This window comes from Streptomyces sp. NPDC024632 (genome assembly GCF_055559175.1).
This window is the reverse complement of record NZ_JBVHLD010000003.1, coordinates 267980-294446: the sequence shown is the minus strand read 5'-3', so window position 1 is coordinate 294446 and position 26467 is coordinate 267980. Positions and strand designations below refer to the sequence as shown.

The 26467-nt window shown below is 68.9% G+C and carries 23 protein-coding genes; 8 read left to right on the top strand and 15 right to left on the bottom strand.

The window, feature by feature from the left end; all coding sequences use genetic code 11:
• Nucleotides 1–60: 60 nt before the first annotated feature.
• From ACZ37P_RS08610 to ACZ37P_RS08590, 5 genes are all read right to left on the bottom strand, one after another.
• A complete protein-coding gene (locus tag ACZ37P_RS08610; protein WP_467345635.1) occupies nucleotides 61–1008 on the bottom strand; it encodes a Gfo/Idh/MocA family oxidoreductase in 948 nt (315 codons plus the stop codon).
• Nucleotides 1005–3614 carry a hypothetical protein gene (locus tag ACZ37P_RS08605; protein WP_467345633.1) on the bottom strand — a complete coding sequence of 870 codons (2610 nt, stop codon included), beginning with the start codon at nucleotides 3612–3614 and terminating at the stop codon, nucleotides 1005–1007. The genes ACZ37P_RS08610 and ACZ37P_RS08605 overlap by 4 nt, the downstream gene beginning before the upstream one ends.
• Before the next feature lie 225 nt (nucleotides 3615–3839).
• Nucleotides 3840–4490 carry a hypothetical protein gene (locus ACZ37P_RS08600; RefSeq protein ID WP_391116739.1) on the bottom strand — a complete coding sequence of 217 codons (651 nt, stop codon included), beginning with the start codon at nucleotides 4488–4490 and terminating at the stop codon, nucleotides 3840–3842.
• A gap of 154 nt (nucleotides 4491–4644) precedes the next feature.
• Nucleotides 4645–4836 (bottom strand): hypothetical protein, encoded by a 192-nt coding sequence (locus ACZ37P_RS08595; protein ID WP_467345630.1) that lies wholly within the window; start codon nucleotides 4834–4836, stop codon nucleotides 4645–4647.
• Nucleotides 4837–4844: 8 nt separating this feature from the next.
• Nucleotides 4845–5255 carry a DUF5753 domain-containing protein gene (locus ACZ37P_RS08590; RefSeq protein ID WP_467345628.1) on the bottom strand — a complete coding sequence of 137 codons (411 nt, stop codon included), beginning with the start codon at nucleotides 5253–5255 and terminating at the stop codon, nucleotides 4845–4847.
• A gap of 137 nt (nucleotides 5256–5392) precedes the next feature.
• Here ACZ37P_RS08590 and ACZ37P_RS08585 point away from each other — a divergent pair, with 137 nt between their 5' ends.
• Complete coding sequence (locus ACZ37P_RS08585; RefSeq protein WP_467345625.1) at nucleotides 5393–5842, top strand: ATP-binding protein; 450 nt, start codon at nucleotides 5393–5395, stop codon at nucleotides 5840–5842.
• A 21-nt stretch (nucleotides 5843–5863) separates the two neighbouring features.
• Here ACZ37P_RS08585 and ACZ37P_RS08580 read toward each other — a convergent pair whose 3' ends face one another.
• The 6 genes from ACZ37P_RS08580 to ACZ37P_RS08555 form a co-directional block, all read right to left on the bottom strand.
• Nucleotides 5864–7453 (bottom strand): type I restriction-modification system subunit M, encoded by a 1590-nt coding sequence (locus tag ACZ37P_RS08580; protein WP_467345624.1) that lies wholly within the window; start codon nucleotides 7451–7453, stop codon nucleotides 5864–5866.
• Nucleotides 7454–8854 carry a restriction endonuclease subunit S gene (locus ACZ37P_RS08575; protein ID WP_467345865.1) on the bottom strand — a complete coding sequence of 467 codons (1401 nt, stop codon included), beginning with the start codon at nucleotides 8852–8854 and terminating at the stop codon, nucleotides 7454–7456.
• A 5-nt stretch (nucleotides 8855–8859) separates the two neighbouring features.
• On the bottom strand, nucleotides 8860–12435 hold the full coding sequence (locus tag ACZ37P_RS08570; protein WP_467345623.1) for a DEAD/DEAH box helicase family protein: 3576 nt from the start codon (nucleotides 12433–12435) through the stop codon (nucleotides 8860–8862).
• A 178-nt stretch (nucleotides 12436–12613) separates the two neighbouring features.
• Nucleotides 12614–12844, bottom strand: a complete 231-nt coding sequence (locus ACZ37P_RS08565) for a Smr/MutS family protein (protein ID WP_467345863.1) — start codon at nucleotides 12842–12844, stop codon at nucleotides 12614–12616.
• 103 nt (nucleotides 12845–12947) lie between these two features.
• On the bottom strand, nucleotides 12948–13211 hold the full coding sequence (locus ACZ37P_RS08560) for a protealysin inhibitor emfourin (RefSeq protein ID WP_355344843.1): 264 nt from the start codon (nucleotides 13209–13211) through the stop codon (nucleotides 12948–12950).
• 8 nt (nucleotides 13212–13219) lie between these two features.
• On the bottom strand, nucleotides 13220–14338 hold the full coding sequence (locus tag ACZ37P_RS08555) for a M4 family metallopeptidase (protein WP_467345621.1): 1119 nt from the start codon (nucleotides 14336–14338) through the stop codon (nucleotides 13220–13222).
• A gap of 303 nt (nucleotides 14339–14641) precedes the next feature.
• Here ACZ37P_RS08555 and leuA point away from each other — a divergent pair, with 303 nt between their 5' ends.
• The 6 genes from leuA to ACZ37P_RS08525 all read left to right on the top strand — a co-directional run bounded on the left by leuA (nucleotide 14642) and on the right by ACZ37P_RS08525 (nucleotide 21225).
• Nucleotides 14642–16405: a 2-isopropylmalate synthase gene (gene leuA, locus ACZ37P_RS08550; RefSeq protein ID WP_401853322.1), complete on the top strand. Its 1764-nt coding sequence runs from the start codon at nucleotides 14642–14644 to the stop codon at nucleotides 16403–16405.
• Nucleotides 16406–16578: 173 nt separating this feature from the next.
• On the top strand, nucleotides 16579–17295 hold the full coding sequence (locus ACZ37P_RS08545) for a TerB family tellurite resistance protein (protein WP_391047470.1): 717 nt from the start codon (nucleotides 16579–16581) through the stop codon (nucleotides 17293–17295).
• A gap of 337 nt (nucleotides 17296–17632) precedes the next feature.
• Nucleotides 17633–18856: a sensor histidine kinase gene (locus tag ACZ37P_RS08540; RefSeq protein ID WP_391047656.1), complete on the top strand. Its 1224-nt coding sequence runs from the start codon at nucleotides 17633–17635 to the stop codon at nucleotides 18854–18856.
• Complete coding sequence (locus ACZ37P_RS08535; RefSeq protein ID WP_355344548.1) at nucleotides 18853–19545, top strand: response regulator transcription factor; 693 nt, start codon at nucleotides 18853–18855, stop codon at nucleotides 19543–19545. The genes ACZ37P_RS08540 and ACZ37P_RS08535 overlap by 4 nt, the downstream gene beginning before the upstream one ends.
• Before the next feature lie 70 nt (nucleotides 19546–19615).
• Nucleotides 19616–20365 (top strand): DNA repair protein RecO, encoded by a 750-nt coding sequence (recO, locus tag ACZ37P_RS08530; protein ID WP_355344550.1) that lies wholly within the window; start codon nucleotides 19616–19618, stop codon nucleotides 20363–20365.
• A gap of 29 nt (nucleotides 20366–20394) precedes the next feature.
• On the top strand, nucleotides 20395–21225 hold the full coding sequence (locus ACZ37P_RS08525) for an isoprenyl transferase (RefSeq protein ID WP_188280782.1): 831 nt from the start codon (nucleotides 20395–20397) through the stop codon (nucleotides 21223–21225).
• Nucleotides 21226–21608: 383 nt separating this feature from the next.
• Here ACZ37P_RS08525 and ACZ37P_RS08520 read toward each other — a convergent pair whose 3' ends face one another.
• The 4 genes from ACZ37P_RS08520 to ACZ37P_RS08505 all read right to left on the bottom strand — a co-directional run bounded on the left by ACZ37P_RS08520 (nucleotide 21609) and on the right by ACZ37P_RS08505 (nucleotide 24800).
• Nucleotides 21609–22022 carry a Fur family transcriptional regulator gene (locus tag ACZ37P_RS08520; protein ID WP_355344554.1) on the bottom strand — a complete coding sequence of 138 codons (414 nt, stop codon included), beginning with the start codon at nucleotides 22020–22022 and terminating at the stop codon, nucleotides 21609–21611.
• A 65-nt stretch (nucleotides 22023–22087) separates the two neighbouring features.
• Complete coding sequence (locus ACZ37P_RS08515; protein ID WP_355344557.1) at nucleotides 22088–22987, bottom strand: metal ABC transporter permease; 900 nt, start codon at nucleotides 22985–22987, stop codon at nucleotides 22088–22090.
• A complete protein-coding gene (locus tag ACZ37P_RS08510) occupies nucleotides 22987–23796 on the bottom strand; it encodes a metal ABC transporter ATP-binding protein (RefSeq protein WP_391047465.1) in 810 nt (269 codons plus the stop codon). Before ACZ37P_RS08510 ends, ACZ37P_RS08515 begins: the two co-directional genes overlap by 1 nt.
• Before the next feature lie 14 nt (nucleotides 23797–23810).
• Entirely contained in the window at nucleotides 23811–24800 is a 990-nt protein-coding gene (locus tag ACZ37P_RS08505; RefSeq protein WP_401304396.1) for a metal ABC transporter substrate-binding protein, read from the bottom strand.
• A gap of 172 nt (nucleotides 24801–24972) precedes the next feature.
• On the opposite strand from ACZ37P_RS08505, the gene ACZ37P_RS08500 reads away from it, so the two are divergent.
• Nucleotides 24973–26355, top strand: coding sequence for a glycine--tRNA ligase (locus tag ACZ37P_RS08500; RefSeq protein WP_355344566.1), 1383 nt, complete (start codon nucleotides 24973–24975; stop codon nucleotides 26353–26355).
• Nucleotides 26356–26467 lie beyond the last annotated feature (112 nt).

Here is a 26467-nt window from a genome sequence, read left to right as displayed (position 1 = left end):
TGGCGACGGCCAGCGCGATCTGCTCGGTCCAGCCGATGACATCCGTGACACTCGACTCGGTCACTTCGGCGTCGCGTGGTGGAGTTCGGTGATCGTCACGCTCGTGGCGAATCCGAGGACCGGGTCAGGGGACGGGGAGATGAGACTCTCGTAGAGCGGACGGTAGTGCGCGATCTTCCTTGGCGTCCGGCCGTCGTTGCCGTGCGAGGCGATCAACTCGCCGCCCAGGGCTGCGAAGCCGGTCATCGCGGTGTGGTCGATCCACAGATCCACACCGGATTCGGCGAACGTCAGGACCGTCTCCTTGCTGCTTGACCCCGTACGCCAGTCGCTGCGCAGCCGGGCCATCCCGGTCGTCCCTCGGGAGTTGTACGAGACGGTGTGCCAGGCGCTGACACCGCCGTCCGAATCCTGGGCGGACGTCAGCGATCCGAGATCCACGAGACATGCGAGCACACTCAGTTGGTTGACCCCTGAGTCCATCCAACTGGTCCCGTACGAGTCGAAGGCGTGTTGCCCGAGCAGGATGTACGGGTCGTAGAAGGCCATGGTGATGCCGGTGGCCGGACCCCAGTCGGGATGTGCCGTGATCTGCCCGGCCGCCCAACGCACCTCGGGGGAGAAGGCGAAGTGGTGCGCGGTGAACACCCGGCCCTGGACATCCACCGTGCCGTCGAGAGCCCGCAGCCGGGCCAGCGAGTCGAGATCGTGTACGAGCGGCTTCTCGACCAGCACGCGGGCCGTAGACCGGGAGAGCACCTCGATTGTCAGCGCACCATGAGTATGGGTGGGCGTCGCGATCACCGCGAGGTCTGGATCGTGCCTTTCCAGTGCCGCGCTGAGCGTCCCGTAGTGCGGCGGCTGCGCACCCCGGAAGTCGACCGGCTCACCCGGGTTCGGGTCGACGGTGAACTCCAGGGTGAACCGGTCGTCGTCGGCGAGGACCTGGAGATGCGTCTGTGCGATGACCCCCACACCGACGAGTCCGACCCGCACGCGTCCGCTCACAGCGCCCTCCTCACGAGCTGCTCCCAACGCCCCAAGGAAGCAGCAGAACCATCGACCCAGTCGATTGCCGGGCGTCGGGCGGCGGCCGGCTCCGTCCCTTCGATCCACGTAGTGACGATGGGCACCCAGTATGTGTTGCCGCCTGAAGTGCGTGTGCGCTCGTCAAGATCGGTACGCGTACGGCGTGCGCCAACCGCGTCGCCCGTCAGTGTGCTGATCAGGATCTGTGCCACGTCAGCCAGGTTGTGGCCGCCTCTGTAGCCGATGCTGTCTGCAAGCTCACGTGTGTGCGTTACCGCCGCTCGCGCGGCGGCGGAGTCACCTGCCATCGCGTGGCAGACAGCCTCGGCGGACCGGATTTTGACCAACTCCACTGGGTTGGGCACGACATCGAGCAACTCCCGCCCTTGGGCAGCAACTTCGGCCACGGTTTCCAGAGTCCCGGACCAGCAGGCTGTCTGTGCCAGGTTGGCCAGGGCCTTCGCCTCAGCGGCGGCGAGCCCCTCGGCTCTGGCCAGGGCGACGGCCTCTGTGTATGCCTCTGTGGCCTTGTCGAAGCGGGCGTTCACTCGCCAGATGTGCCCGATCAGTCGTAGCCGCTCACCCTCGTCGGCAGCGTCTCGGCCGGGATGCGTCTCCAACGTGGTCAGAGCCGTGGTGAACCGGCCGTTGAGGTAGTCGTAGTCCGAAAGCCAGTATCGGGCGGCGCCGTCGAACTCCCCGCCGAGCAGGTTGCGGTAGATCTCTGCCGCCCTGGTGTAGTCGCCGTGGTTCCGGAGCGCATGCGCGAGATGCAGCCGCACCATCTGAGCCGTGAGGCTGCCCGGTGCGACACCGATAGCCGCGCTGTCCAGGACGTTGATGGACTGGCTGGCGTGGCCGGTTCTGCGGAGCCGTACGCCTTGTATGGCGGCACGGATGGCACGGAACTCGGCGGCACCGGACTCGTGCGGAGCGAGACCTGCTCCGAGTTCCATCCACTGCCCGGCTTCTGCCAGTCGCTGTGCGGCCCGTGTCATCCAGTCGCTGAAGACGCCGTATTCGCCGGAGAGTTTGAGGCCGGATTCGAGGGCCCGCGCGGTTACCGTCCGGCTGGCGGACTCTCCGAGCCTTTCACCCAATCGGTGCAGCAGCCGGGCGGCGACCTCGGCACGGTCCCGGTCCGACCAGCCGTCCGGCAAGGCCCGGTCCGCCTCTCGGATGGCGCGCCGGAGAGCCAGATGCAGCGAGTAAGGACGGTCGTATGCGTCGTCGTGTGTCAGGAAGGGGCGCCGCAGGAACCGCGCCACAAGGCCGTCCGGGAGCGAGGGTTGTCCCGCCCGGAGTAACTCCGCGTCGACACGGTCGATGAGCGCAGCCGTACGGACCAGATCGCGCTCCTCGCGTGGGAGATCCCTGATCGATCGCGTGGCGACCGCCGTGAATGATCCGCCGAAGTCTTCAACGACGGGTTGCCGCTCGCGCGCCAACAGTTCGGCGAAGTGTGAGACAGACAGGTCCAGGTACAACGGGAGTCCCTGGCCCCCGGAGACGATGCGCTCGCGTACTGCCGTCGACATCGCCGGGTCGCCGTCTCGGGTGAGCGCTTCTCGTAGGTAACTGTCGGCGTCGGAGTCCGACAGGTAGCCCACGAGGTGCTGGCGCGGCTCGGACGTGTTGTTGCTGAAGTGCAGGTTGGGCCAGCACTCGGCTCCGGTGAAGTCGAGTTCGTCGCCCGTAGCGGTGTCTGCCCAGTCAACTCGGTTACGGCCGGTGAGAACGAACAGAACGTTGGGCATCAGGTATACGCAGCGCTGCAGGAACCGTGCGGCGGAGCGATCAGCACGACTGTCGATCACCTCGAAGGTATCGAGGAACACGCAGACCCGTGGTCGCTCCGCGTGTCGCCGTTGTCGTTCCAAGTCCCAGGCCAGGAGGTACGGGAAGAACGACAGTGTCTCGTAGTCGGCGTCCGCCTCGACCAGTTCGGCGAACAACTCGCACTCGGTCAGGAGCCGACCCTCACGCACGCGGTCGCGAATAGCCCGGTAGGTCAGCAGCGCTGCGCGCTGCGCCAGCCCGGTCAAGCCGCCGAGATCCGGGACGACCGCACCGACGTTCTCGGTGATCTGGTCGCCGAGACCGATGCTCCGCGATGCCCGGCGGATTGCGGGTGACGAGTCGAGGAACTCCTGCAGCGACTCACCGGGATGAGCACGCGCCCAGTACGATGCCAGCGCCAGATCGAACGCTGGCCAGCGGCTTCCGAGCCGACCGAGCCCTGCGCGCAGTCTCAGCAGCAGGCTCTCGATGTCGCAGGCGCCGTCCTCCGACAGGTCGACTCGTACGGACAGGGCATCGCTGTCGGCTAGAAAGCGTCGCTCCAACTCATGCGAGAGCGTGGTCTTCCCTATGCCGCCGACACCGTAGAACGTCAGAACGTTCCGCCGACCCTGCGCCCGATCCGCTACCGGTGAGATCTCCGCCGCGTCGAGCGACGCGTGTAAGCCTTCCAATGATCGGGTGAACGCGGCCATCTCGTCCGACCGATTGGTGAACACCTGCTGTGCGGCCACGGTTGAGGCCACGCCACTCATGAACGCGGCGCGTAAGTTGATGCGGGCCATCAGTCTCCTCAAGCGACGTCCGAGGGTCCTCCGGCACCCGCCCGGACCCGGCCGTATAGACCGTAGCGTGATCGCGGTTTATCCCGGAACAGGGCGCTTCAGGCCAGGGCGGCGCCGCCCCTGTTCCGGTGGCCGCTCTTGCCGCGTCCGGACGGTCGTACCCCAACCCCGGAGGGGGCAAGCCCGTTGCCGCCGGGGTGCACCGGCACGGAGGGGGATGCCGACCTAGGCGAGAACGGTGGCGATGGCCAGCGCGATCCGCTCGGTCCAGTCAATGGCGTCGGTGACGTCCGCGTCGGTGATCGGGCGGCGCTGCTTGAGGCTTCCGTCCACAAGGTCCGCCTCGTGGGCGATCTTGTTGCGGCGGTCGGTGATCGTCAGGTGCTGCTTCTTCACGCTCTGGGCGGTCATCGCGGTACGGCCGTGGTTCCAGGCGTTGATCTGGACGGCCGCCTTGGCCCAGACGTCCTCCTCGGTCACCAGCTTCAGCGCTTCACTGATCTTGCGGGGGTTCTGGAGTGAGGCGTTGGCCCACTTCGCCCTCACATGTTCCGAGACCGCGTCGGCGAGGGTCGTCGTACCCCGCCGCACCTCCTCGACCTTCTCCAGAGGCAGTTCGAACTTCGTGAGCTGATACGGCATCCCAGGACTGTCCTGTCCGGACAGCTCCGCCACCCGCCGGTACAACTCCTCGTGGAACCAGTGGTCGATGGCGCTGACTGCCTGCACCCACGCGGCGCGGTAGAAGTCCCCGATGTCGAACAGCGGCGACTGGAAGGCGGCCAGGCTCTTCCCGGCCACCACCATCTTCCGGGCGTACTCGATGTTGGTCCTGAACGCCTGGAACTCGCGCGTCTGTGGATACGGAACTGCCACGGGCCTTCGCTCCCCCTGCCTCACCAAGATCTGCGCATCAAGGTTCCTGGTGGGAGCCAGGCCAAGTCAACCTGATTGGGGAATGGGCCGTCCCGATCAAGCTGACTCTTGCTCCGCAGGGCGAGGCAATCCAGGTCATCAGGACGTTGGGCCATTACAGCAAGTGGTCGGCCTTGCCCGCTTTGACCTCGCGGATGAGGGTGCGCAGGGCCTCTATGGAGTCCGTAAGGTAACGGTCCTCGTCGCCGGCGACGGCGATGTACGCGTTCCCGTCGGAGTCGGTGCCGAGGCGGAAGCAGTTGTTGCCTTCGCCGCAGAAGGGGTCTTCCCAAGTGATGTCCGACATGGGGCTCCTTAGGGTTGGCGCGCGAAGGTGTGGATGAAGTCCCGGGACTTCTCGGAGCTCAGGGAGTGTTCGTCCATCCAGTCGAGGTGTGCGCGGTATTTGGCGAGTTGGGCTTCGGCGTGCGTGAACTCGGGTCCGTGCGCGGAGTCGAGTTGCACGGTGTCGAGCTGAGGTACCGGTCCCTCGGCGTAGAGCAGGGCGTGGCCTGCGCCGGGGAAGGCGCCGCACTCAAATGGCACTACTCGCAGGGTGATGTTCTCGCGTTCGGACATGGTGCAGAGGTAGTCGAGTTGTACCTGCGTGATCTCGCGTCCGCCGAACTGCATGCGGAGGGCCGCTTCGTGGATGTATCCCACATAGGAACGCGCGCTGTCGTCCAGAATGCTCTGGCGCCCCATGCGGTAGCGCGTAGTTCGCACACGGCAACACCGGAAACGCACCGCGCGAGCATGCCTGCCTGCCTTGGGACGGGTGTGCCCGCGACCAGGGCGGTAGGCCACCGGCACGGCCTCAGCGGCTCGCCACCAACACCCAAACGCTCACAGAGGAGTCAGCCATGCCCGGATTCCCGTATCAGCCGCTGCCGGCCTCCGCCTTACCGTCCATTCCCCCCGTACCGGCCCTGTGGCGGTTTCCTGCGGAAGCCGGCTCGGTACGTCGCGCCCGACATGCCGTGGCCGAAGCTCTGCCTGGTAGCCTGCGGTCCCAACTCGGCCACGACTTGGGGCTGGTGACCAGCGAACTCGTCACCAACGCCCTGCGCTACGGGGCTCGGTCCGAGGACGAGGAACTGGTCGAACTCGTCCTCTGGACAGCCGACAACCACTACTGGATTGCGGTATCGGACCCAGGCGCTGGAACGCCCGCGCTCTCGCCGCCAGGGCCCGACTCCTGCGGGGGAAGGGGCCTGGTGCTTGTCGATGCCCTGACCGCCGAGTGGGCGGTGGTCCCGCGCTCCGCCCAGGGCAAGTCCGTCGTCGCGGGCCTCCCGATCTACGGCGATTGACGAGTCGACTCGCTGAATCGATCAGTCCGGGACGCCGGGCTCGATCACATCGGCATCGGCCAGGACCTCACCGCCGAGAGCCTCCGCGATGGCGGCGAACTCGCTCAGCGCCGCCTGAAGGTCCTCGACGATCTCCTTGGCGATCACCTCGGGCGGCAGCAGGCTGTCAGCGTCGTCGAGGGACGGGTCCTTCATCCACGTGATGTCGAGGTTCACCTTGTCGCGGGCGATCAGCTCGTCATAGGAGTAGGCCTTGAAGCGCTCGTTCGGCTCCAACTCCTCACGCGCGGACCGGGGCTGGCCCGGCGCGTACGCATGGACGAACTCTTCCAGATCCGCGCGGCGGAGCGGGTTCTGCTTGAGCGTGAAGTGCTTGCCGGTGCGGAAGTCGTAGATCCAGGTCTTGGTGGTGTTGTGGCCGCCGTCGACCTTCGGGGGCTTCTTCTCGAAGAACAGGACGTTGGCCTTGACCCCGCCCGCGTAGAAGATGCCGGTCGGCAGGCGCAGGATCGTGTGCAGGTCGAACTCGTCCAGCAGGCGGCGGCGGATCTTCTCGCCGGCGCCGCCCTCGAACAGGACGTTGTCGGGCAGTACGACTGCAGCGCGGCCGTTCATCTCCAGCGTCGACATGATGTGCTGAAGGAAGTTGAGCTGCTTGTTGGTCGTCGTCGCGCGGAAGTCGTCCCGCTCGTAAGAGATGTCCTCGCGCTCGGCCTTCCCGTCGGTGCCGACGACCGTGATCGCGGACTTCTTGCCGAACGGCGGGTTTGCCAGAACGAGGGAGGCATGCCGGGCGGGCTTGTCGGCGAGGGCGTCGCCGACCGTGATCAGGGAGTCCCCGTCGGCGTCGCCGATGCCGTGCAGCAGCATGTTCATCGCGGCGAGCCGGGCGGTGCCGGTGACCAGCTCGTTGCCCCAGATGCTGCCCGCGCCGAGGCCGAGCCGCTGCTCGCGGGACATCCGCTTGTGGTTCTCACGGATGTAGCTTTGCGCGGCGATCAGGAACCCGCCCGTCCCGCAGGCAGGGTCGGTGATGGTGTCGTCGGGGCCCGGCTGCATCACGTCCACCATCGCGTCGATCAGCGCACGTGGGGTGAAGTACTGACCGGCGCCCGTCTTGGTGTCCTCGGCACCCTTCGCCAACAGGCCCTCGTACGCGTCGCCCTTGAGGTCCGTTCCCTGGATCGTCCAGTCCTCTTTACCGATCAGATCCACGACCAGCTTTTCCAGCAGCGCGGGCTCGGTGATGCGGTTCTGCGACTTCGCGAAGATCGTGCCGAGCGTGGTGCCGGGGTTCTGCGCGAGTGCGCTCAGCGTGTTGCGGTAGTGGACCTCAAGCTCGATGCCCTTCTTCGTGACAAGCGACTGCCAGTCGTACGCGGCCGGTACGACGGCCTTCGCCTCCTCCTCCGTGAAGGGGTCGCTGGCGATCTCGTCTGCCATTTTCAGGAAGAGGAGATACGAGAGCTGCTCGACGTACTCGATCGTCGACAGGCCGTTGTCCCGCAGGACGTTGCAGTAGTTCCAGAGCTTGGCGACCAGGCTGTTCGTGTGAGCAGTTGCCTGGGCGTTTGCCTGCGTGGCGGCCTGTTCGGGGGCTTCGGCGGTCACCTAGAACTCCAGCTGTACGGCGTCGGTGGGAATGGGGTTCGCCTTCGCGGCGGGCGCCGGGCCGACGGTGGGCTGCTTCGGTACGGCCCGGCGGGTGCGCTTCGGCTTGCCGCCTTGGGTCTCACGCTCGGCCCGAATCCGGTCGAGGAGCACGGACGCGGGTTCGTCGGCGGGGTCTTGGGGGACGAGGCGCCCAGCGAACGCGCGGTTGAGGAGGGCAGCTCGCAAGTGCTTTGAGCGATGGGTGGCTGTTACTGCCGCAGTTTGAAGGCGAGCCATATGTAGCTCGGAATTCGAGTAGCTATCGATCAGATAATCCTGCACGGCCCGTGTTGGGATCGGAATCTCAAGGCGGCGCAATTTCTCCTGAGGTAGATGCTTAATTGTCGTGCCAGTGAGCATGCGGGCTGTACGGCCGTTGCGAACGGCTTCCTCGATCATGAGGGCTAGCCATCTAGAACTGACCGTGCCCGTGGGACGCACGCGATGGAGGGCCTTTTGGTATGTCATCGGAGTTTTCGATCCGGGCCAGATCGCGCACCGTCCGGGTTCCCCGCCTTCGCATACGAGCAAATCTCCGGGACGTAGTGAGAATTTTTCTGACTGCTCCGCTGGCATGGGAACTGTTGAGATATCTGCCAACTCGAAGTCGCCCCATCGGACGTTGATATTGCGAAGGTAAGGTGTCTCGGGCCCGGTGTTTCTCTTGGAGTCGAGCATCTTTCCTAGCGACGTGTCAGCTACGGAATCGAGGGATAGGCATGTTGCACCTGAGCGCAGCGCGTGCTGGCGCAAGTTCCAGAGCAGGGACCGGCGGAGCGGAAGAGACCATCCGTTTGCATGCTCAAGGTTCGCGCTGGCCTGATCCAGGCGGGAGAGGTGGTCCTCCAGGGTCTCGACGATGCGGTGCTGTTCGGCGAGGGGTGCGATGGGGAGGCGGATGTTTTTCAGGGAGCTGCCCGAGATCCCGGCCTGGCCTGCGGTGGTTTTCACGTGCTGTCGCAGCTGGGCTTGCGTATCCGCCCATGACCAGACATAGCAGAGGAAATGGCTGTCGATTCCGTCGCGTACTGAAACCCGGATCAATTTATCCGGGTAGGCCACGACGGGTGCATGGTCTGGAACGCGGGCGCAGGCGCCGACGAGGTTGATGTTTCCGTTGTACCGGGTGAACAGAAGATCCCCTGGTCTGGCGATTCCATCCTTCGCCTCGACCTCATCCAAGGACAGTCCGGTGTAGCGAAGATCGTCAGTTCGCAGATGCATGGGGCGCACCGCGCTGATGCGTAGGATCGGCACCCCGTCGGGAACGGTGCCCGGGCGAGATACGTACATTCCGTTCTTGACGGATTGGGCCACCTCTCCAAGCGTTGCCCACTCCCACCCCGCCGGAAGTTCCATATCACTCAAGCCAGTTCCCTGTTCAGCTCATTGACCAACGACCGAGGGTCCCGCTCCGCAAAAGCCGCCGCGAAGCCTCGGCCGCCGCCGCGTGCGCGGAAAGGCTCCGCGTTGAACTCGCGGGTACTGATACCCGCGTCGCTCGCGACGACATCGCGGATGGACCGCAGCCACCACAGTTGCTCTTCGGAGAATCGCGCACCCGCCTGTTCCTGCCGGAGGAGCCACCCTTCGAAGCGGGCCTCCACCGTATCTCGGTATGGACGGAGCTCGGCGTCGACGCCCAGCTCGAAGCGGATCATGGCGATCAGATCGGGTGGTCCGGCTTCGCCGTCCGCGCGGTGGGCTGCCACGCCAAGGTCCTCGTAGTACGTCCAGAGAGACTGCGGGGTCCAGGCGTACTGGGGTCGGTGGATCTCCAGGGCCAGCTCGGACAGGGCGGTGTAGGCCTCGGCGGGGGAGACGGAACGGGGGCTGGTCAGGGCGATGTTGACCGCCGCGATCCGGTCCCGCTCGTCGTGCAGCAGCTTGCGCCACTTGCCGACCTCTTCCCGGGCGCGCTCCTCACGGGGAACTTCCACCACGTCCGTCAGCTTGACGGCGGTGACCTCGTCTATGAGGTAGTCCTTGTCCCGGCGGATCTCGATGATGTGGCGGCGCAGGTCAGGGCTGGCCGTGAGCGGGGCGATGGCGTCCTCGACCAACTGCCGAGCTGCCGAGCGGCCCCCGTCGGCAAGGGCGGCCTCCTGCCGGTCGGGGTCGACCGCCTTGACGATGGCGCCCGCGATCTCGGAGAGCGTGCGTCCGTCCGCAGCCCGGGTGAGGACGTCCCGTTCCTCGGCGGTGAGCTGCTGGTTGAGGCGGGCCAGCCGTCCCGCCAGGATCTCCGCCTCGCTGGCGCTGATGGACCTGGTACCGGACTTGTCCAGCAGCTTGGCCAGCGAGACCTGCCGCTCGCCTGCGGGGACGAGCGGTTTCGCGTCGACGAGAGGGGAATCCGTCACGCCCACCGCGTCCACCAGGACGAAGCGGTCCTTCCGTACGGGCACCGACACGCCGGCCTTTGGATCCTGCGGCGTGACCTCCTGCAACTCCGTCGGATCGATCGTCCGAGCCCCGCGCCCCTTCATCTGCTCGAAGAGCACGGCGCTGCGCACCTCGCGCAGGAAGATCACGCACTCCAGGGCCTTCACGTCCGTCCCTGTGGCGATCATGTCGACGGTGACGGCGACCCGCAGGCTCGGGGAGTTGCGCAGCGCGCGGATCAGATCGTCCGGGTCGTCACCCGCCTGCCGAGACTTGTACGTGATCTTCTTCGCGAAATCGTCGCTCTTGGAGAAGACCTCCTTGACCTGGGCGAGCACGTCCTCGGCGTGGTCCTCGCCGACCGCGAAGATCAGCGTCTTCGGCAGCTCGGCGCGGCCCGGGAACCAGCGCTGCCAGTTGTCGCGGTATGCGGTGAGCACCGCTCGGATCTCGTCCACGGTCACCACGGACCGGCCGATCTGCCGCGTGGAGTAGGAGAAGTCGTCGTCCAGGGCTTCGTAGCGCTGGCGGCGGGTCTTGCGGTCCTTGATCTTGACGGTGGTCCCCGACTCGATGGTCACGGACCCTGCGTCGCGGATGTCGGTGTGCATGCGGACGATGTCGAAGTCGACGTTCACGCCGTCCGCGACGGCCTGCGGGTAGGTGTACTCGGAGACCAGATTCCGGCCGAAGAAGCCCAGGGTCTGGAGCGTCGGGGTGGCGGTGAGCCCGACCAGGTGCGCATCGAAGTATTCGAGCACGCCACGCCACAGTCCGTAGATCGAACGGTGGCACTCGTCGACGATGATCAGATCGAAGGACTCGATCGGCACGTCCGAGTTGTAGGCGACCTCGATCGGCTTCTCGGTGGCGTAGGAGGCTTCGGTGTCGAGGCTGTCGGCGATGTCGTCCGCCTCGTCGTCATCGACGAGGGGTTCACCCCGGAGTAGCGAGTACATCTTCTGAATGGTGCAGATGACGACGGAGGAGGTGTCTTTGAGACCGGCGGCGCCGAGCCGGTCCACGTTGTAGATGTCGGAGAGTTTGCGGCCGTCGTCCGGGGTGGTGAACTTCCTGAACTCGTCGAACGCCTGCCTGCCGAGGTTGTTGCGGTCGACCAGGAAGAGGACGCGGCGGGCCTTGGCGTACTTCAGCAGGCGGTAGGTCTCGGCGACGGCGACAAATGTCTTGCCCGCACCGGTCGCCATCTGGATGAGGGCACGGGGACGGTCGTGCGCGAGCGACTCCTCAAGGCCCGAGATCGCCTCGATCTGCGCCAGGCGGAGACCGTTGGGCTCCAGCGTCGGCAGTTGGCGTAGGGCGGCGCGGAAGGTTGGGGCGGTGCGCGACTCGTCGGCGCGGCGCATCCAGGCGGCTACGGTCTCCGGCTGGTGGAAGGAGAAGACCTCACGGGAGCGGGCGTCGGGGTCGAGGCGGTTGACGAAGTATGTCTCGGTGCCGGTGGTGGCGTAGCGGAACGCGAACGGCTCGTCGTCGCGCCACACGGCGAGGCGGTGTTCCTTGCGGACGCCGGACGCGTACCGGTCGTTCTGCTCGACGGCGCTGGAGAGGTGGTCGCCCTCGCGTTTGGCCTCGATCACACCGACGATCTTCCCGCCCACATAGAGGACGTAGTCGGCGCGGCCAGTGGACAGGGTGAACTCCCGCACGGCGACGCCCTCGCCGGCGAGCGGATTGACATCCGCGCGGTCCTGGACGAGCCAGCCCGCGGTGGACAGCATCGCGTCGATGGTCTCGCGTGCCTGCACCTCGTTGAGCGGGGCCGGGCGCTGTGCGCGGTGGATGATCGCGTCGCGGCGCTGGGGATCGACCTTGCGCGGCTCGCGGCGGAGGGTCTTGTACGTGATCTGCTGGTCAGTCCGCAGCGCGGCGATCTGGGCGGTGAGCTGCCCGACCCGGGTTTCGAGTTCGGTCCGGTTGGCCTCGGCGCTGGCGATCAGATTCTCCGCCTCGGCGCGGGCCTTGCGCTCCGCTTCGAGTGCGTCGGTGGACGCGACGAGCCGGGTACGGGCCTGAGTGAGGGCCTGCCGGTGACCGTTCAACGCCTCTCGCAGCTCGGTCAGTTCGGCTGGGTCGGTGACCTGCATACTGCCGCCGGGTTCGGTCGGCGGTACGAACTCGGCGACCGTCCTGCGACCCTCAATGGCGTCGTGGAACCACAGCCCGAGCTTGTAACAGGTGCGGACGGCTGCGAGCGCTCGTGCTCGGTCGAAGAGGTGGCTGTGGGCGGCCTTGTTCCGGTCGCGGCGAAGCTGGTCGAAGTCGTCGCGGATCTCCGCGACCAGGACGCCTGCGCGGGTCAGCGCGCTGAGCCGGTCGATCTGCCGGTCGCCCTCGACCCGCATGCCGATCTTGTTGATCAGCTCCTCGCTGAGGATCTCGCCGAACTGGCCCGCCTGGACGAGAGAGGCGTTGGGGTTGCTGAAGACGGTCGCCTCGGCCAGGGCGCCGTAGAGGGAGAGCAGCGGCTGGTGCTGATACAGCAGCCCGAAGTTCGGCGACGCCTTGGCGAAGTCGCGAAATTGCTGATCCACGCTCGGTCTTCCCCCTACCCGCGCCCATTGCCTGAGCGGAAGGACTCAGTTTACGCGCGAGATCGGTGGGCGACGGGGAATTCCGAGGCAAGGCGGATCAGGCGTCGCGGCCCGTGATACCGCCCGCACCGTATTTACTGCCGGGGTGGCACCGGCGGTCGACCCGACGGATCCAGACCTAGCGCAAGTGCACCAGGACGCGGCCGGTGTTGGTGGCGTCGGTCTCGACGCGGACGTACAGCTTCTTGATGTGCTTCTGGGCGAGGAAGGCCAGGACGCGCTTCTTCAACTGGCCCGACCCCTTGCCGGGGATGATCTGGACGACGCCGACGCCGGTGCGCGCGGCCCTGAAGAGGGTCTCGCGCAGGGCGAGGTCGATGTCGCGGTTGTTGCGGAAGATCGGGTGCAGGTCCAGCGTGAGCAGGGTGATCGCCTCCGATCGATTCGCGGGTCGGCTTCGCGGGTCGGTTCCACAGGGCGGCTCCGCTCAGCGGGTCGGCTCCGCCGGTACCCTACGCGCCCTCGCCCAGGACCGCCTCGATCAGTTCGCGTTGGGCGGGGGTCAGGTGGGGGTCGGCGCAGTGGGCGGTGCGGCCGTCGGCGGTGATGGCGTAGGTGAAGCCGTCGGGGACCGGGGGGCCCGAGGGCGGCGGAGCGGCCAGGACGGCCTCGGCCAGGGAGGTGAGGCGGCCCGCGTCGGGGCGGCCCGCCGTGTCGAGGGCGGCGTGGCGGGGGATGCCCGCGAAGCCGCCGGAGCGGACCACCTCGATACGCATGGGCTGTGTCACGCCTCCTGCGGCTGGCCGGGCTGCTGGCGGGGGACCTCGGCCGCGGGGGCGGCGGCCGGAGCGACGCCCACCTGGGACCAGGACGAGAGCACCGCCTGGTGCTGCTCGCCTTCACCGTAGCGGGCCTTGGCCGCCGCGGCGGTGGCCGCGGCGAAGTCCGCGAACTGGGCGTGCGGCGACAGCGAGCCGCCGGTGAGGGTGTCGTACCAGATCTGCCCGGCCTGCTCCCAGGCGTTGCCGCCCAGCTCGGCCGCCAGGAGGTAGAAGGCGTGGTTGGGGATGCCCGAGTTGATGTGCACGCCGCCGTTGTCGCGCGAGGTGGTGACGTAGCCGTCCATCGTGCCGGGCTGCGGGTCCTTGCCGAGCCGCGGGTCGTCGTAGGCGGTGCCGGGCTCCTTCATCGAGCGCAGCGCGTGGCCGTCGACGCCCGGTGCGAGCAGCCCGGCGCCGATCAGCCAGTCGGCCTGCTCCGCGCTCTGCCCGAGTGTGAACTGCTTGATGAGGCTGCCGAAGACATCGGAGACGGACTCGTTGAGCGCGCCGGACTGCCCGAAATAGTCCAGGTTGGCGCTGTACTGGGTGACGCCGTGCGTCAACTCGTGGCCGATCACGTCCAGCGGAAGGGTGAAGTCCAGGAAGATCTCGCCGTCGCCGTCCCCGAAGACCATCTGCTGGCCGTTCCAGAAGGCGTTGTTGTAGCCCTGTAGGTAGTGGACGCTGGCCACCAGCGGCAGGCCCGCGTCGTCGATCGAGTGACGCCCGTACGCCTTCAGATACGTCTCGAAGGTCGCGCCGAGCGCGTCGTACGCCCGGTTGACGCTCACGTCCTTGGACGGCTTGGCGCCCTCGGCGCGCACCTTGCGCCCCGGCAGCGTGTCCTGGTGCTTGGCGTCGTGAACGGTCCGTCGCGGCTGGTCGGAGGCGGCGGCCCCGGTGACGGCGGTGGCGCCGATCACCGTGGTCAGGCGGCGCCTGGTGCGTTGCAGCGCGTCCTGCTCCAGGGTGCGGCGGGCGGGTCCCGAGACCCCGGAGTCCTCGGAACGGGACAGCTTGTCGAGCACGTGCGGCGGCACGATCGTGCAGAAGACGGCGTTGGGCGCATGCGTGGCAGTCATGGCGGCAATGTGGCACGCGTCACAGTCGCTGTCACGGGTTGCGACGATGATTGACGAAAAGGAGCGAAGGATCATGGTTTGAGTGGACAGAACCGTGCATCTTGCATGCTGAGAGGATCTTCGTACCGGCTACGTGATTCCGGCCGCCTCGGTTATGGTCGTCCCATCATGCGTTTCGGGCTGCTTCTCCTTAGCTGCCGCGGCGAGGGCCTGTAGTCGTAGGCCGACCCCCTCCCCGCGGAGTTCAGGCGTGCCATCGCCGTCGGCCGACACTCAGCCGGACCCCCGAGGAGCCAGAGCCCCATGACAACCCCCAATCGCGTCGGCCGTCCCACGCCCATCACCACGGCCACCGCGCGCCAGCGCCCCAGCGTGATGCCAGTCCACAAGTACGGCCACTACGAGGCCGTGGACATCGCCGACCGCACCTGGCCGAACGCCCGCATCACCCAGGCGCCCCGCTGGCTCTCCACGGACCTGCGCGACGGCAACCAGGCGCTGATCGACCCCATGTCGCCCACCCGCAAGCGCGAGATGTTCGACCTGCTGGTCCGCATGGGCTACAAGGAGATCGAGATCGGCTTCCCGTCCTCGGGCCAGACCGACTTCGACTTCGTACGCTCCCTGATCGAGGGCGACGCGATCCCCGAGGACGTGACGGTCTCCGTCCTGACCCAGGCGCGCGAGGAACTCATCGAGCGCACCGTCGAGGCCCTGCGCGGCGTACCCCGCGCCACCGTCCACCTGTACAACGCGACCGCGCCGGTCTTCCGCCGCGTCGTCTTCCGCGGCAGCCGTGACCAGGTCAAGGCGATCGCGGTGGACGGCACCCGGCTGGTGATGGAGTACGCCGAGAAGATCCTGGGCGACGACACCGTCTTCGGCTACCAGTACAGCCCGGAGATCTTCACCGACACCGAACTGGACTTCGCCCTGGAGGTCTGCGAGGGCGTGATGGACGTCTGGCAGCCCGAGCCGGGCCGCGAGATCATCCTCAACCTGCCCGCCACCGTGGAGCGTTCCACCCCCTCCACGCACGCCGACCGCTTCGAGTGGATGTCGCGGAACCTGTCCCGCCGCGAGTACGTGTGCCTGTCCGTGCACCCGCACAACGACCGCGGTACGGCCGTGGCCGCCGCCGAACTGGCGCTCATGGCCGGCGCGGACCGGGTCGAGGGCTGCCTGTTCGGGCAGGGCGAGCGCACCGGCAACGTCGACCTGGTGACGCTGGGCATGAACCTGTTCAGCCAGGGCGTCGACCCGCAGATCGACTTCTCGCAGATCGACGAGATCCGTCGTACCGCCGAGTACTGCAACCAGATGGAGGTCCACCCGCGCCACCCCTACGCGGGCGACCTGGTCTACACCTCCTTCTCCGGCTCCCACCAGGACGCCATCAAGAAGGGCTTCGAGGCGATGGAGGCCACCGCCGCCGCCGAGGGCAAGACCGTCGACGACATCGAGTGGGCGGTGCCGTACCTGCCGATCGACCCCAAGGACGTCGGCCGCTCGTACGAGGCCGTCATCCGCGTCAACTCGCAGTCCGGCAAGGGCGGCGTCGCGTACGTGCTGAAGAACGGCCACAAGCTGGACCTGCCGCGGCGCATGCAGATCGAGTTCTCCCGGATCATCCAGGCCAAGACCGACAGCGAGGGCGGCGAGGTCACCCCCGCGCAGATCTGGTCGGTCTTCCAGGACGAGTACCTGCCCACCAGCGACAACCCGTGGGGCCGGGTCGCCCTGCGCTCCGCCCAGACGTCCACCTCCAGCGACGGCACCGACGCCCTCACCGTCGAGGCCGTGGTCGACGGCGTCGAGACCACCCTGAGCGGTACGGGCAACGGCCCGATCTCGGCCTTCGTCGACGCGCTCGCCGGGGTGGGCATCGACGCCCGTGTCCTGGACTACTCCGAGCACACCATGAGCGAGGGCGCCTCCGCGCGGGCCGCCTCGTACATCGAGTGCGCGATCGACGGAAAGGTGCTGTGGGGGATCGGCGTCGACCCCAACACCACCCGCGCGTCGTTGCAGGCGCTGGTCTCGGCCGTCAACCGGGCCGCGCGCTGACGGGATTGACCCGGTTCACCCGGTCCGTCCGAGGGGCGAAAACCCCCGGGCGGACCGGTTCGAGCACCCTCGCAAGGCAATTGCCCCTTACGCGGTACTGACTGCGACCGCCGACTGTGGCTAACATCACGGCAGTGCGGCAGCGTTGCCGAACGGCCGGAGGGTGCAGCGTGATGAAGCTGAGGCTGTGTATCTGGGGTGTGCGAACGGCGTGGCACACCGAGGACGACGGTGAGTTCTTCTGCCCTGATTGCGGCGGCGACCGTGCCTACCACCGCAGAACCGGCACCCGCAGACTGACCGTGCTCAATGTGCCGGTCCTGCGCCGGGGCCCCGCGGGCACCGTCATCGAGTGCACCGCCTGCCACCGGCAGTACGCCTCCGACGTCCTGCTGCGGCCCACCACCACCCGCTTCTCCGCGATGCTGCGGGACGCCGTGCACACCATCGCGCTCGCCGTCCTCACCGCGGGCGGCGCCACCGGCCGCCCGGCCCGCGAGGCCGCCGTCGGCGCCGTGCGCTCCGCCGGGTTCTCCGACTGCACCGAGGACCAGTTGCTCGGGCTGCTCGCCGCCATCGTCGCCGACGAGGGCCGGTACGGCGCCTCCGGCTCGGGGGGTGCCCCCCTCGGGCCCGACTCCTTCGCCGACGAGGTCGACGGGTGCGGGAGCTGGCTGTCCATCGAGCTCCACGAGGCGCTCGAGCCGCTGGCCGACCACCTCGAGCCGCTCGGGCGCGAGCGGGTTCTCCTCCAGGGCGCCCACATCGCCCTCGCCGACGGGCCCTACCTTCCTGCGGAACGCGAAGTCCTCGAAGCCGTCGGCCGCTGTCTCTCCCTGCCCCTCACCGACATCGACCGCCTCCTCGCCGGAGCCGCCGCGGCCCTCTGACCTGCGGTCCGCCCGCGGGCGCCCTGGCGCAGGGCCAGTTCTCAAGGTGCCCCCCCAGCGCCCCTGACGGAGCCGAGGCCCTGCGTGAAGGGGGGCGTACTCCTGGGGGAGTAGCCCCCGGATCGGTCCTGGGCGGGACGAGGAAGGCGAGCCCGGCGGAGGAAGCTGACGGTAGGAGAAGACCTCGGCTTTCGGAGGAGCCCATGAACGTCACCACACGTCCGTGGGCGGTACCGCGGCTCAGGGCCGTACCGCTGGCCCGTCTGCGCCCCGCCGCGACCCCGTGACCTGGCTCGGCGCACCCCGCGTCCGGGAGGATGGGTCCGTGGCGCTCACCATGGACCTTCTGCGCGCCCCGCGCATCCCGGCGGCGCCGGGACCGCGGGTCGCCCCCGCCGACGTGGCGTTCGCCGCGCTCGTGTTCGCCGTGGAGGCGTTCCTGGCGTGCTGTCTGCCGGAGGAGCCGGCCAGCGGGCGGCCGGACCTGGCGGGCTGGGCGCTGCTGGTGGGCAGCGCGCTGGTGCTAGTGTGGCGGCGGCGTTCGCCGCTGGTGTGCATGCTCGGGATGCTGGCGTTCGTGGCGCCGTACCACTACCTGGAGAACATCCAGGTGGCGCCGATCCCGTCGAGCATGGTGGCGCTGTACGCGCTGGCGGTCGCGGGGCCGCCGTTGCGTACGTTCCTGCTGCTGCCGACGGTGATCGCGCTGATGGCGGCCATCATGTCGACGATCAGCGCGCCGCACGCGGGCACCGACATGCTCAAGAGCGCCGGCTGGATCGTGGCGGTCGCGGTGGCGGGCGAGGTGGTGCGGATGCACCGCAACTACGTGGCCGCGATCGTCGGGCGGGCCGAGCGCGCCGAGCGCACCCGCGAGGAGGAGGCGGCCCGCCGGGTCGCGGAGGAGCGGCTGCGGATCGCCCGCGACCTGCACGACCTGCTCGCGCACAGCATCACCCTGATCGGCGTGCAGACGTCGGTGGCCGCGCACATCCTGGTCGCCGACCCCGACCGGCTCGACCGTACGGCGGTGGCCGCCGCGCTCGACACGATCGCCGACACCTGCCGGGAGGCCCGCGCCGAGCTGCGGACGACGCTGCGGGTGCTGCGCGCGGACGGCGACGGCCCGCTGCCCGACCTCGCGGGGATACCGGCGCTCGCCAAGGCCGCCGAGGCGGCGGGGGCCCGGGTGGACCTGGGCGACGCCGTGGGCGTCGCGCCGGTGCCGCCCGCGGTGGGCGCCGCGGCCTTCCGGATCGTCCAGGAGTCGCTCACCAACGCGGTACGGCACGCGGGGGTGCCGAGCCCGCTGATCACCGTACGGGTGGACCGCCGGGAGACGGCCCTGCACCTGCTGATCGAGGACGACGGATCCTGCGGCGGTCCCGCGCCCGCGAACCGCGCCGAGGGGCGTACCGAGGGCTTCGGCATCGCCGGGATGCGCGAGCGCGCCCGCAGCGTGGGCGGCACCCTCACCGCGGGGCCGCGCCAGGACCGTACGGGCTTCGCGGTCAGCGCCGTGCTGCCGCTCACCGTCGATCACCAGGGAGACCACAGATGACCTCGCCGCCGCCGATCCGCGTGCTGCTCGCCGACGACCAGACGCTGGTGCGGGCCGCGTTCGCGATGCTGGTGGAGTCCGCCCGCGACATGGAGGTGGTCGGGCAGGCGGCGAACGGCCTGGAGGCGGTCGAGCAGGCCCGCAGCGCCCGCGCCGACGTCATCGTGATGGACATCCGCATGCCGGAGCTCGACGGCATCGAGGCCACCCGGCGGATCGCCGCCGACGACGACCTGGCGGGTGTGCGCATCCTCGTACTGACCACCTACGACGACGACCAGCACGTGGTGTCGGCGCTGCGCGCGGGCGCGTCCGGCTTCCTGGTCAAGGACACCAGGCCCGCGGAGCTGCTGGACGCGATCCGTACCGTGGCGGCCGGGGACTCGCTGCTGTCACCCGGCCCCACCGCGCGGCTGATCGCCCGGGTGCTGCGGCTGCCGGACCGGCCGCTGGTCAGCGCCCCGGCCCCGGCCGGGCTCGGCGGGCTGTCCGAGCGCGAGCGCGAAGTCCTCACGCTGGTCGCGCGCGGCCTGAACAACGCGGAGACCGGTGAGGCGCTGGGCCTGAGCCCGCTCACCGCCAAGACGCACGTGAGCCGGATCATGGGCAAGCTCGGCGCCCGCGACCGCGCCCAACTCGTCATCACCGCCTACGAGTCCGGCCTGGTCGCGCCCGGCGCCGACCGCTGAGCCGGGGCCCGGCGGCGGCCGGTCGGCCGTCCGTCGCCGTACCGCTCCCGCCGTACGCGAGAATGGGCCCATGAGTCTGTTCCGCGACGACGGCATCGTGCTGCGCACCCAGAAGCTGGGTGAGGCGGACCGGATCATCACGCTGCTCACCCGGCGGCACGGACGGGTACGGGCGGTGGCCCGCGGTGTGCGCAGGACGAAGTCGAAGTTCGGCGCGCGCCTGGAGCCGTTCAGCCACGTCGACGTGCAGTTCTTCGTCCGCGGCGGGGAACTGGTCGGCCGCGGTCTGCCGCTGTGCACACAGGGCGAGACGATCGCGCCGTACGGCGGCTCGATCGTCACCGACTACGACCGCTACACCGCGGGCACCGCGATGCTGGAGACCGCGGAGCGCTTCACCGACCACGAGGGCGAGCCCGCCGTGCAGCAGTATCTGCTGCTGGTCGGCGCGCTGCGGACGCTCGCGGCGGGTGACCACGAGCCCCGGCTGGTGCTCGACGCCTTCCTGCTGCGGTCGCTGGCCGTCAACGGATACGCGCCCAGCTTCGACGACTGTGCCAAATGCGGTATGACCGGTCCCAACCGGTTCTTTTCGGTCGGCGCGGGAGGAGTCGTCTGCGGCGACTGCCGGGTGCCGGGAAGCGTCGTACCCTCACGGGAGTCACTGGAACTGCTCGGCGCGCTGCTGGGCGGCGACTGGGAGACCGCGGACGCCTGCGAGCCGCGCCACTGCCGTGAGGGCAGCGGGCTGGTGGCGGCCTACCTCCAGTGGCACCTGGAGCGCGGACTGCGCTCCCTGCGGTTCGTCGAGAAGACCTGAGCCGAGAAGGCATGAGGAGAAGTACCACCATGGCACGTCACGGGATTCTGGCCCGTTCCCGAAGCTCGTACCGGACACCCGACCCGCACCCGTCGGGGGCGCGTCCGCCGAAGCTCCAGAGCGAGCTGGTGCCCAAGCACGTGGCCGTCGTCATGGACGGCAACGGCCGCTGGGCCAAGGAGCGCGGCCTGCCGCGCACCGAGGGCCACCGGGTCGGCGAGGGCGTCGTCCTGGACGTGCTGAAGGGCTGCCTGGAGATCGGCGTCAAGAACCTCTCGCTGTACGCCTTCTCGACCGAGAACTGGAAGCGCTCGCCCGAGGAGGTGCGCTTCCTGATGAACTTCAACCGGGACGTGATCCGGCGGCGCCGCGACGAGATGGACGAACTCGGCATCCGCATCCGGTGGGTCGGGCGCATGCCCAAGATGTGGAAGTCCGTCGTGCAGGAGCTCCAGGTCGCCCAGGAGCAGACCGTCGACAATGACGCGATGACGCTGTATTTCTGCGTCAACTACGGGGGGCGCGCCGAGATCGCCGATGCGGCGCAGGCCATCGCCCGTGATGTCGCCGACGGGCGGCTCGACCCGTCCAAGGTCAACGAGAAGACCTTCGCCAAGTATCTCTACTACGCCGACATGCCCGACGTGGATCTCTTCCTGCGTCCCAGTGGTGAGCAGCGCACCTCCAACTATCTGCTCTGGCAGAGCAGTTACGCCGAGATGGTCTTCCAGGACGTGCTGTGGCCCGATTTCGACCGGCGCGATCTGTGGCGGGCCTGCGTCGAATACGCCTCGCGCGACCGTCGCTTCGGCGGGGCCATCCCCAACGAGGCCCAGCTCGCCGGCGACCAACGCGCCTAGCCCCTCCCGGGCGGGGTGACCCGATCCTTCCCGGGGCCGCCCCCGGACGGTTCCTCCGCCCCGGACGGCGGCCCGATCTTCCCGGCCGCGCGGTGCCCTTGCGCAGGGCCTGCTTTTTTGGGGGCGCGGGGAACTGCGCGACCAGCCCCCACCGGGCTTTCGCCCGAAAACACACAGCAACTGCCCCGCTGGGGCCGGTTCTCAAAGGCGCGCCACCGTTGGGGGCTGAGCGCGCAGTTCCCCGCGCCCCTGAAAACACGTGGCCGGCGCCCCGGTGGAAGAGCCGTCCGGGGGCCGCGCCCGGGAAAGACCGGCCTACCGCCCCGGTGGAAGAGCCGTCCGGGCGGGGTCGGGGAAGGGCGGGGGAGGCCCTTGGGGGTGGGCTAGGGCTGGGGGTGCTCGACGCAGTCGGAGCAGGTGCCGAAGATCTCCATGGTGTGGGCGACATCGGCGAAGCCGTGCTCGGCGGCGACGGCGTCGGCCCACTTCTCGACGGCGGGCCCCTCGACCTCGACGGCCTTGCCGCAGACGCGGCAGACGAGGTGGTGGTGGTGGCCGCCGCCGGAGCAGCGGCGGTAGACGGACTCGCCCTCACCGGTCCGGAGGACATCGATCTCGCCCGCGTCGGCCAGCGACTGAAGGGTCCGGTAGACCGTGGTGAGCCCGACGGAGTCGCCGCGGTGCTTCAGGATGTCGTGCAGATCCTGCGCGCTGCGGAATTCGTCGACCTCCGAGAGAGCGGCCGACACGGCGGCCCGTTGCCGGGTGGAGCGGCCACGTACGGGATGGGTGGTCACCGGTGCCTCCTTCTGGGTCGCTTCGTGCACCTGTCCGGACGGCCCATTGTGCCAGGCCGTTCCGTTCAGGCGGGTACCTCGTCGGCGGCGCCGCGGGCGGCGGGCACCTCCACCTCCAGGGTGCACCGTTCCCGCTCCGCCGCGGCCCGCCTGGCGCGTTTCCTGGCCAGCGGAGTGGCGAGCGCGGTGAGCACGATGAAGAGCCCGATGGTGATCAGGACGATCGTCGCACCGGACGGCACGTCCACGTAGTACGAGGTGACGGTGCCGGACAGCGTCACGGTGACGCCGATGGCCACCGCGCTGACGAAGGTGACCAGGAAGCTGCGGGTGACCTGCTGCGCCGCCGCGACGGGGATCACCATCAGCGCGCTGACCAGCAGCAGCCCGACCACGCGCATCGCGACCGTGACGGTGAGCGCGGCCGTGACCGCGACCAGCAGATTCAGCAGCCGCACCGGCAGCCCGGTGACCCGCGCGAACTCCTCGTCCTGCGACACCGCGAAGAGCTGCCGCCGCAGGCCCACGGTCACCAGCATGACGAAGCCCGCCAGCAGGCACATCGTGGTGATGTCGGACGGCGAGACGGTGGTGATCGAACCGAACAGGTACGTCTCCAGGTTGGCGTTGGAGCCGTTCGGCGCGAGGCTGGTCAGCATCACACCGCCCGCCATGCCGCCGTAGAAGAGCATGGCCAGCGCGATGTCGCCGCGCGTCTTGCCGTACCAGCGGATCAGCTCCATCGCGACGGCGCCCGCCACCGAGACGGCGGTGGCCATCCAGACCGGGTTGGACTGGAGGAGGAAGCCGAGGCCGACGCCGGTCAGCGCGACATGGCCGATACCGTCGCCCATCAGGGCCTGCCGTCGCTGCACGAGGTAGATCCCGATGGCCGGCGCGGTGAGGCCGACCAGCGCGGCGGCGATCAGGGCCCGTTGCATGAAGGCGTAGTCGAGGAATTCCATCAGCTCAGCAGTCCCGTCCTGACCGGCGCGGCCGAGGTGTCCGCGTGCGGGTGTACGTGGTCGTGGCCCGGCAGGGCGTGCTGTCCCAGTGCCCGCGGCGGCGCGCCCTCGTACGTCACGCAGCCGTCGCGCAGCACGACCGCGCGGTCGATCAGCGGTTCCAGCGGCCCCAGTTCGTGCAGGACCAGCAGGACGGTGGTGCCCGCCGCGACCTGGGCGCGCAGGGTCGCCGCGAGGATGCGCTGGCTGTCGAGGTCCACGCCCGCCATCGGCTCGTCCATGATGAGCAGGTCCGGCTCCCCGGCCAGCGCGCGGGCGATCAGCACCCGCTGGTGCTGGCCGCCGGAGAGCGCGTCCACGGAGTCGCCCGCGCGGTCGGTGAGGTCGACGACGGCGATGGCCCGGTCCACGGCCGCCCGGTCGGCGCGGCGCATCGGCCGCAGCCGGGTACGGGCCAGCCGCCCGGCCGAGACCACCTCGCGTACGGTCGCGGGCACGCCGCCGGCCGCCGTGGTGCGCTGCGGCACGTACCCGATCCGCGCCCACTGCCGGAAGCGGCGCAGCGGCGTACCGAACAGCTCCAGCGAGCCGCCGGTCAGCGGCACCTGGCCGATGACCGCGCGCACCGCCGTGGACTTGCCCGAGCCGTTGGCGCCGAGGAGCGCCACGACCTCGCCGCGCCCGACGGTCAGGTCGATGCCGCGCAGTACGGGGCGAGCGCCGAGGGTGGCGGTGGCGCCGCTGAGCGCGATGACCGGGTCCGTGACCGCGCCGGTGTCCCCGGCCGCTTCGACGGCTTGCTGGTCCATGGCGGTGACCTCCGTCACTTCGCGCCGAGCGCCGCGCGCAGGGCCGTCAGATTGCTCCGCTGCACCTGGAAGTAGTCGGTGCCCTTGGACTTGTCGGTGATGCCCTCGATCGGGTCGAGGACGTCGGTGCGCAGCCTCAGGTCGCCCGCGAGGGTCTTCGCGGTGGCGTCGCTGACCAGCGTCTCGAAGAAGACGGTCGACACGTGCTTGCTCTTCACCAGGTCGTGCAGCGCCTTGACCCGCGCCGCGCTGGGCTCGCTCTCCGGGTCGATGCCGTTGATGGCCTCCTCGACCAGCCCGTACCGCTCGGCGAGGTAGCCGAAGGCGGCGTGCGTGGTGACGAAGGTGTCGGAGGCGCGGTTCTTCAGGCCGTCGCGGAATGCGGTGTCCAGGGCGGTGAGCCGGGCGACCAGCGCGTCGGTGTTCTTGCCGTACGCCGCCGCGTTCGCCGGGTCGGCCTGCTCCAGCGCCTTGCCGACGCCCTTGGCGACCTCGGCGTACTTCACCGGGTCCAGCCAGATGTGCGGGTCGGCGCCCGCGCCTTCCTCGCTGCCGCCGCCGGTGCCGTTGTCGCCGGTCGTGTGGTGCGTGCCGTCCACCTCGGTGCCGTGGGACTCCAGGGTGGTCAGCGACGCGGCGTCGACCTTGTGCTTGACGCCGGAGAGCTTCACGGCGTCGTCCACGGCGGGCTGGAGGCCCTTGAGGTAGACGATCACATCGGACTGGCCGAGCCTGCCGGTCTCCTTCGGCGTCAGCTCCAGGTCGTGCGGCTCCACGCCCGGCTTGGTGAGGTCGGTCACCGCGACATGGTCGGCGCCGATCTGCGCCGCCAGGTACTCCAGCGGGTAGAAAGCGGCCGTGACCTTGAGTTTTCCGCCGCTCTTGGAGTCACCCGAGGTGTTCTCGGAGGCGTCGGCGCCGGAGCAGGCCGACAGTGCCAGCAGGCCGAGCACGGCCGCGGCGGCGACGGAGACGGCGGATATCGGGCGGCGATGGATGTTCATGACTGTCATTTTCATCTGATGTGGAAACGATTGTCAATATCCGTAGGGCGGGGTCCGCGATCCGCTCCCGGCCGGGTTCCTGGAGCCGGGTTCCGGAACGGATTTGATAAGGGGACCGCACCCGCCGGTAATCTGAGGCAACTGACCGCTTCGTCGTACTGAAGAGAGCACCGTGGCCGCCGACAAGATCGACACCATCGTCAGCCTGAGCAAGCGCCGTGGCTTCGTTTTCCCGAGCAGTGAGATCTACGGCGGCTCCAAGGCCGCCTGGGACTACGGGCCGCTGGGCGTCGAGCTGAAGGAGAACATCAAGCGCCAGTGGTGGCGCGCCATGGTGACCTCCCGTGAGGACGTGGTGGGAATCGACTCGTCGGTGATCCTCGCCCCCGAGGTCTGGGTGGCCTCCGGCCACGTCGCCACGTTCTCCGACCCGCTCACCGAGTGCACCTCCTGTCACAAGCGCTACCGCGCGGACCACCTGGAGGAGGCGTACGAGGCCAAGCACGGCAAGCCCCCGGCCAACGGCCTCGCCGACATCAACTGCCCGCACTGCGGCACCAAGGGCGCCTTCACCGAGCCCAAGCAGTTCTCCGGCATGCTCCAGACCCACCTCGGCCCGACCCAGGACGCGGGCTCGGTGGCGTACCTGCGGCCCGAGACCGCGCAGGGCATCTTCACCAACTTCGCCCAGGTGCAGACCACTTCGCGCAAGAAGCCGCCGTTCGGCATCGCCCAGATGGGCAAGTCGTTCCGCAACGAGATCACGCCGGGCAACTTCATCTTCCGCACCCGCGAGTTCGAGCAGATGGAGATGGAGTTCTTCGTCAAGCCCGGCGAGGACGAGAAGTGGCACGAGTACTGGATGCAGGAGCGCTGGAACTGGTACACGGGCCTGGGCATCCGGGAGGAGAACATCCGGTGGTTCGACCACCCCAAGGAGAAGCTCTCCCACTACTCCAAGCGCACCGCCGACATCGAGTACCGCTTCAACTTCGGCGGCCAGGAGTTCAGTGAGCTGGAGGGCGTCGCCAACCGCACCGACTACGATCTCTCCTCGCACTCCAAGGCGTCCGGCCAGGACCTCTCCTACTTCGACCAGGAGGCGGGCGAGCGCTGGTTCCCGTACGTCATCGAGCCCGCGGCCGGTGTCAACCGCGCGATGCTGGCCTTCATGCTCGACGCGTACAACGAGGACGAGGCGCCCAACGCCAAGGGCGTCATGGAGAAGCGCACCGTGATGCGGCTCGACCCGCGCCTCGCGCCGGTCAAGGTCGCCGTCCTGCCGCTCTCCCGCAACCCCGAGCTGTCCCCGAAGGCCAAGGGCCTGGCCACCGCCCTGCGCGCCAACTGGAACATCGAGTTCGACGACGCGGGCGCCATCGGCCGCCGCTACCGCCGCCAGGACGAGATCGGCACGCCGTTCTGCGTGACCGTCGACTTCGACACGCTCGAGGACAACGCGGTGACGGTCCGCGAGCGCGACACGATGAAGCAGGAGCGCGTGTCGCTCGACCAGGTGGAGACCTACCTGGGCAGCCGACTGCTGGGCTGCTGACGCCGGTTGCACACGGGCGGGGGGGGGGGGGGGGGGGGGGGGGGGGGGGGGGGGGGGGGAGAGGGCGGGGGGGGGGGGGGGGGTTAGTGGAGGCGAATCAAAACAAAGAACC

Bases quoted from the DNA above. Each gene is read 5' to 3' on its own strand.
- ACZ37P_RS08605 (WP_467345633.1), bottom strand. From the start codon at position 3,614: ATGGCCCGCATCAACTTACGCGCCGCGTTCATGAGTGGCGTGGCCTCA.
- ACZ37P_RS08595 (WP_467345630.1), bottom strand. From the start codon at position 4,836: ATGTCGGACATCACTTGGGAAGACCCCTTCTGCGGCGAAGGCAACAAC.
- ACZ37P_RS08585 (WP_467345625.1), top strand. From the start codon at position 5,393: ATGCCCGGATTCCCGTATCAGCCGCTGCCGGCCTCCGCCTTACCGTCC.
- ACZ37P_RS08575 (WP_467345865.1), bottom strand. From the start codon at position 8,854: ATGGAACTTCCGGCGGGGTGGGAGTGGGCAACGCTTGGAGAGGTGGCC.
- ACZ37P_RS08560 (WP_355344843.1), bottom strand. From the start codon at position 13,211: ATGCGTATCGAGGTGGTCCGCTCCGGCGGCTTCGCGGGCATCCCCCGC.
- ACZ37P_RS08555 (WP_467345621.1), bottom strand. From the start codon at position 14,338: ATGACTGCCACGCATGCGCCCAACGCCGTCTTCTGCACGATCGTGCCG.
- leuA (WP_401853322.1), top strand. From the start codon at position 14,642: ATGACAACCCCCAATCGCGTCGGCCGTCCCACGCCCATCACCACGGCC.
- ACZ37P_RS08545 (WP_391047470.1), top strand. From the start codon at position 16,579: ATGAAGCTGAGGCTGTGTATCTGGGGTGTGCGAACGGCGTGGCACACC.
- ACZ37P_RS08540 (WP_391047656.1), top strand. From the start codon at position 17,633: ATGGACCTTCTGCGCGCCCCGCGCATCCCGGCGGCGCCGGGACCGCGG.
- ACZ37P_RS08535 (WP_355344548.1), top strand. From the start codon at position 18,853: ATGACCTCGCCGCCGCCGATCCGCGTGCTGCTCGCCGACGACCAGACG.
- recO (WP_355344550.1), top strand. From the start codon at position 19,616: ATGAGTCTGTTCCGCGACGACGGCATCGTGCTGCGCACCCAGAAGCTG.
- ACZ37P_RS08525 (WP_188280782.1), top strand. From the start codon at position 20,395: ATGGCACGTCACGGGATTCTGGCCCGTTCCCGAAGCTCGTACCGGACA.
- ACZ37P_RS08515 (WP_355344557.1), bottom strand. From the start codon at position 22,987: ATGGAATTCCTCGACTACGCCTTCATGCAACGGGCCCTGATCGCCGCC.
- ACZ37P_RS08510 (WP_391047465.1), bottom strand. From the start codon at position 23,796: ATGGACCAGCAAGCCGTCGAAGCGGCCGGGGACACCGGCGCGGTCACG.
- ACZ37P_RS08505 (WP_401304396.1), bottom strand. From the start codon at position 24,800: ATGAACATCCATCGCCGCCCGATATCCGCCGTCTCCGTCGCCGCCGCG.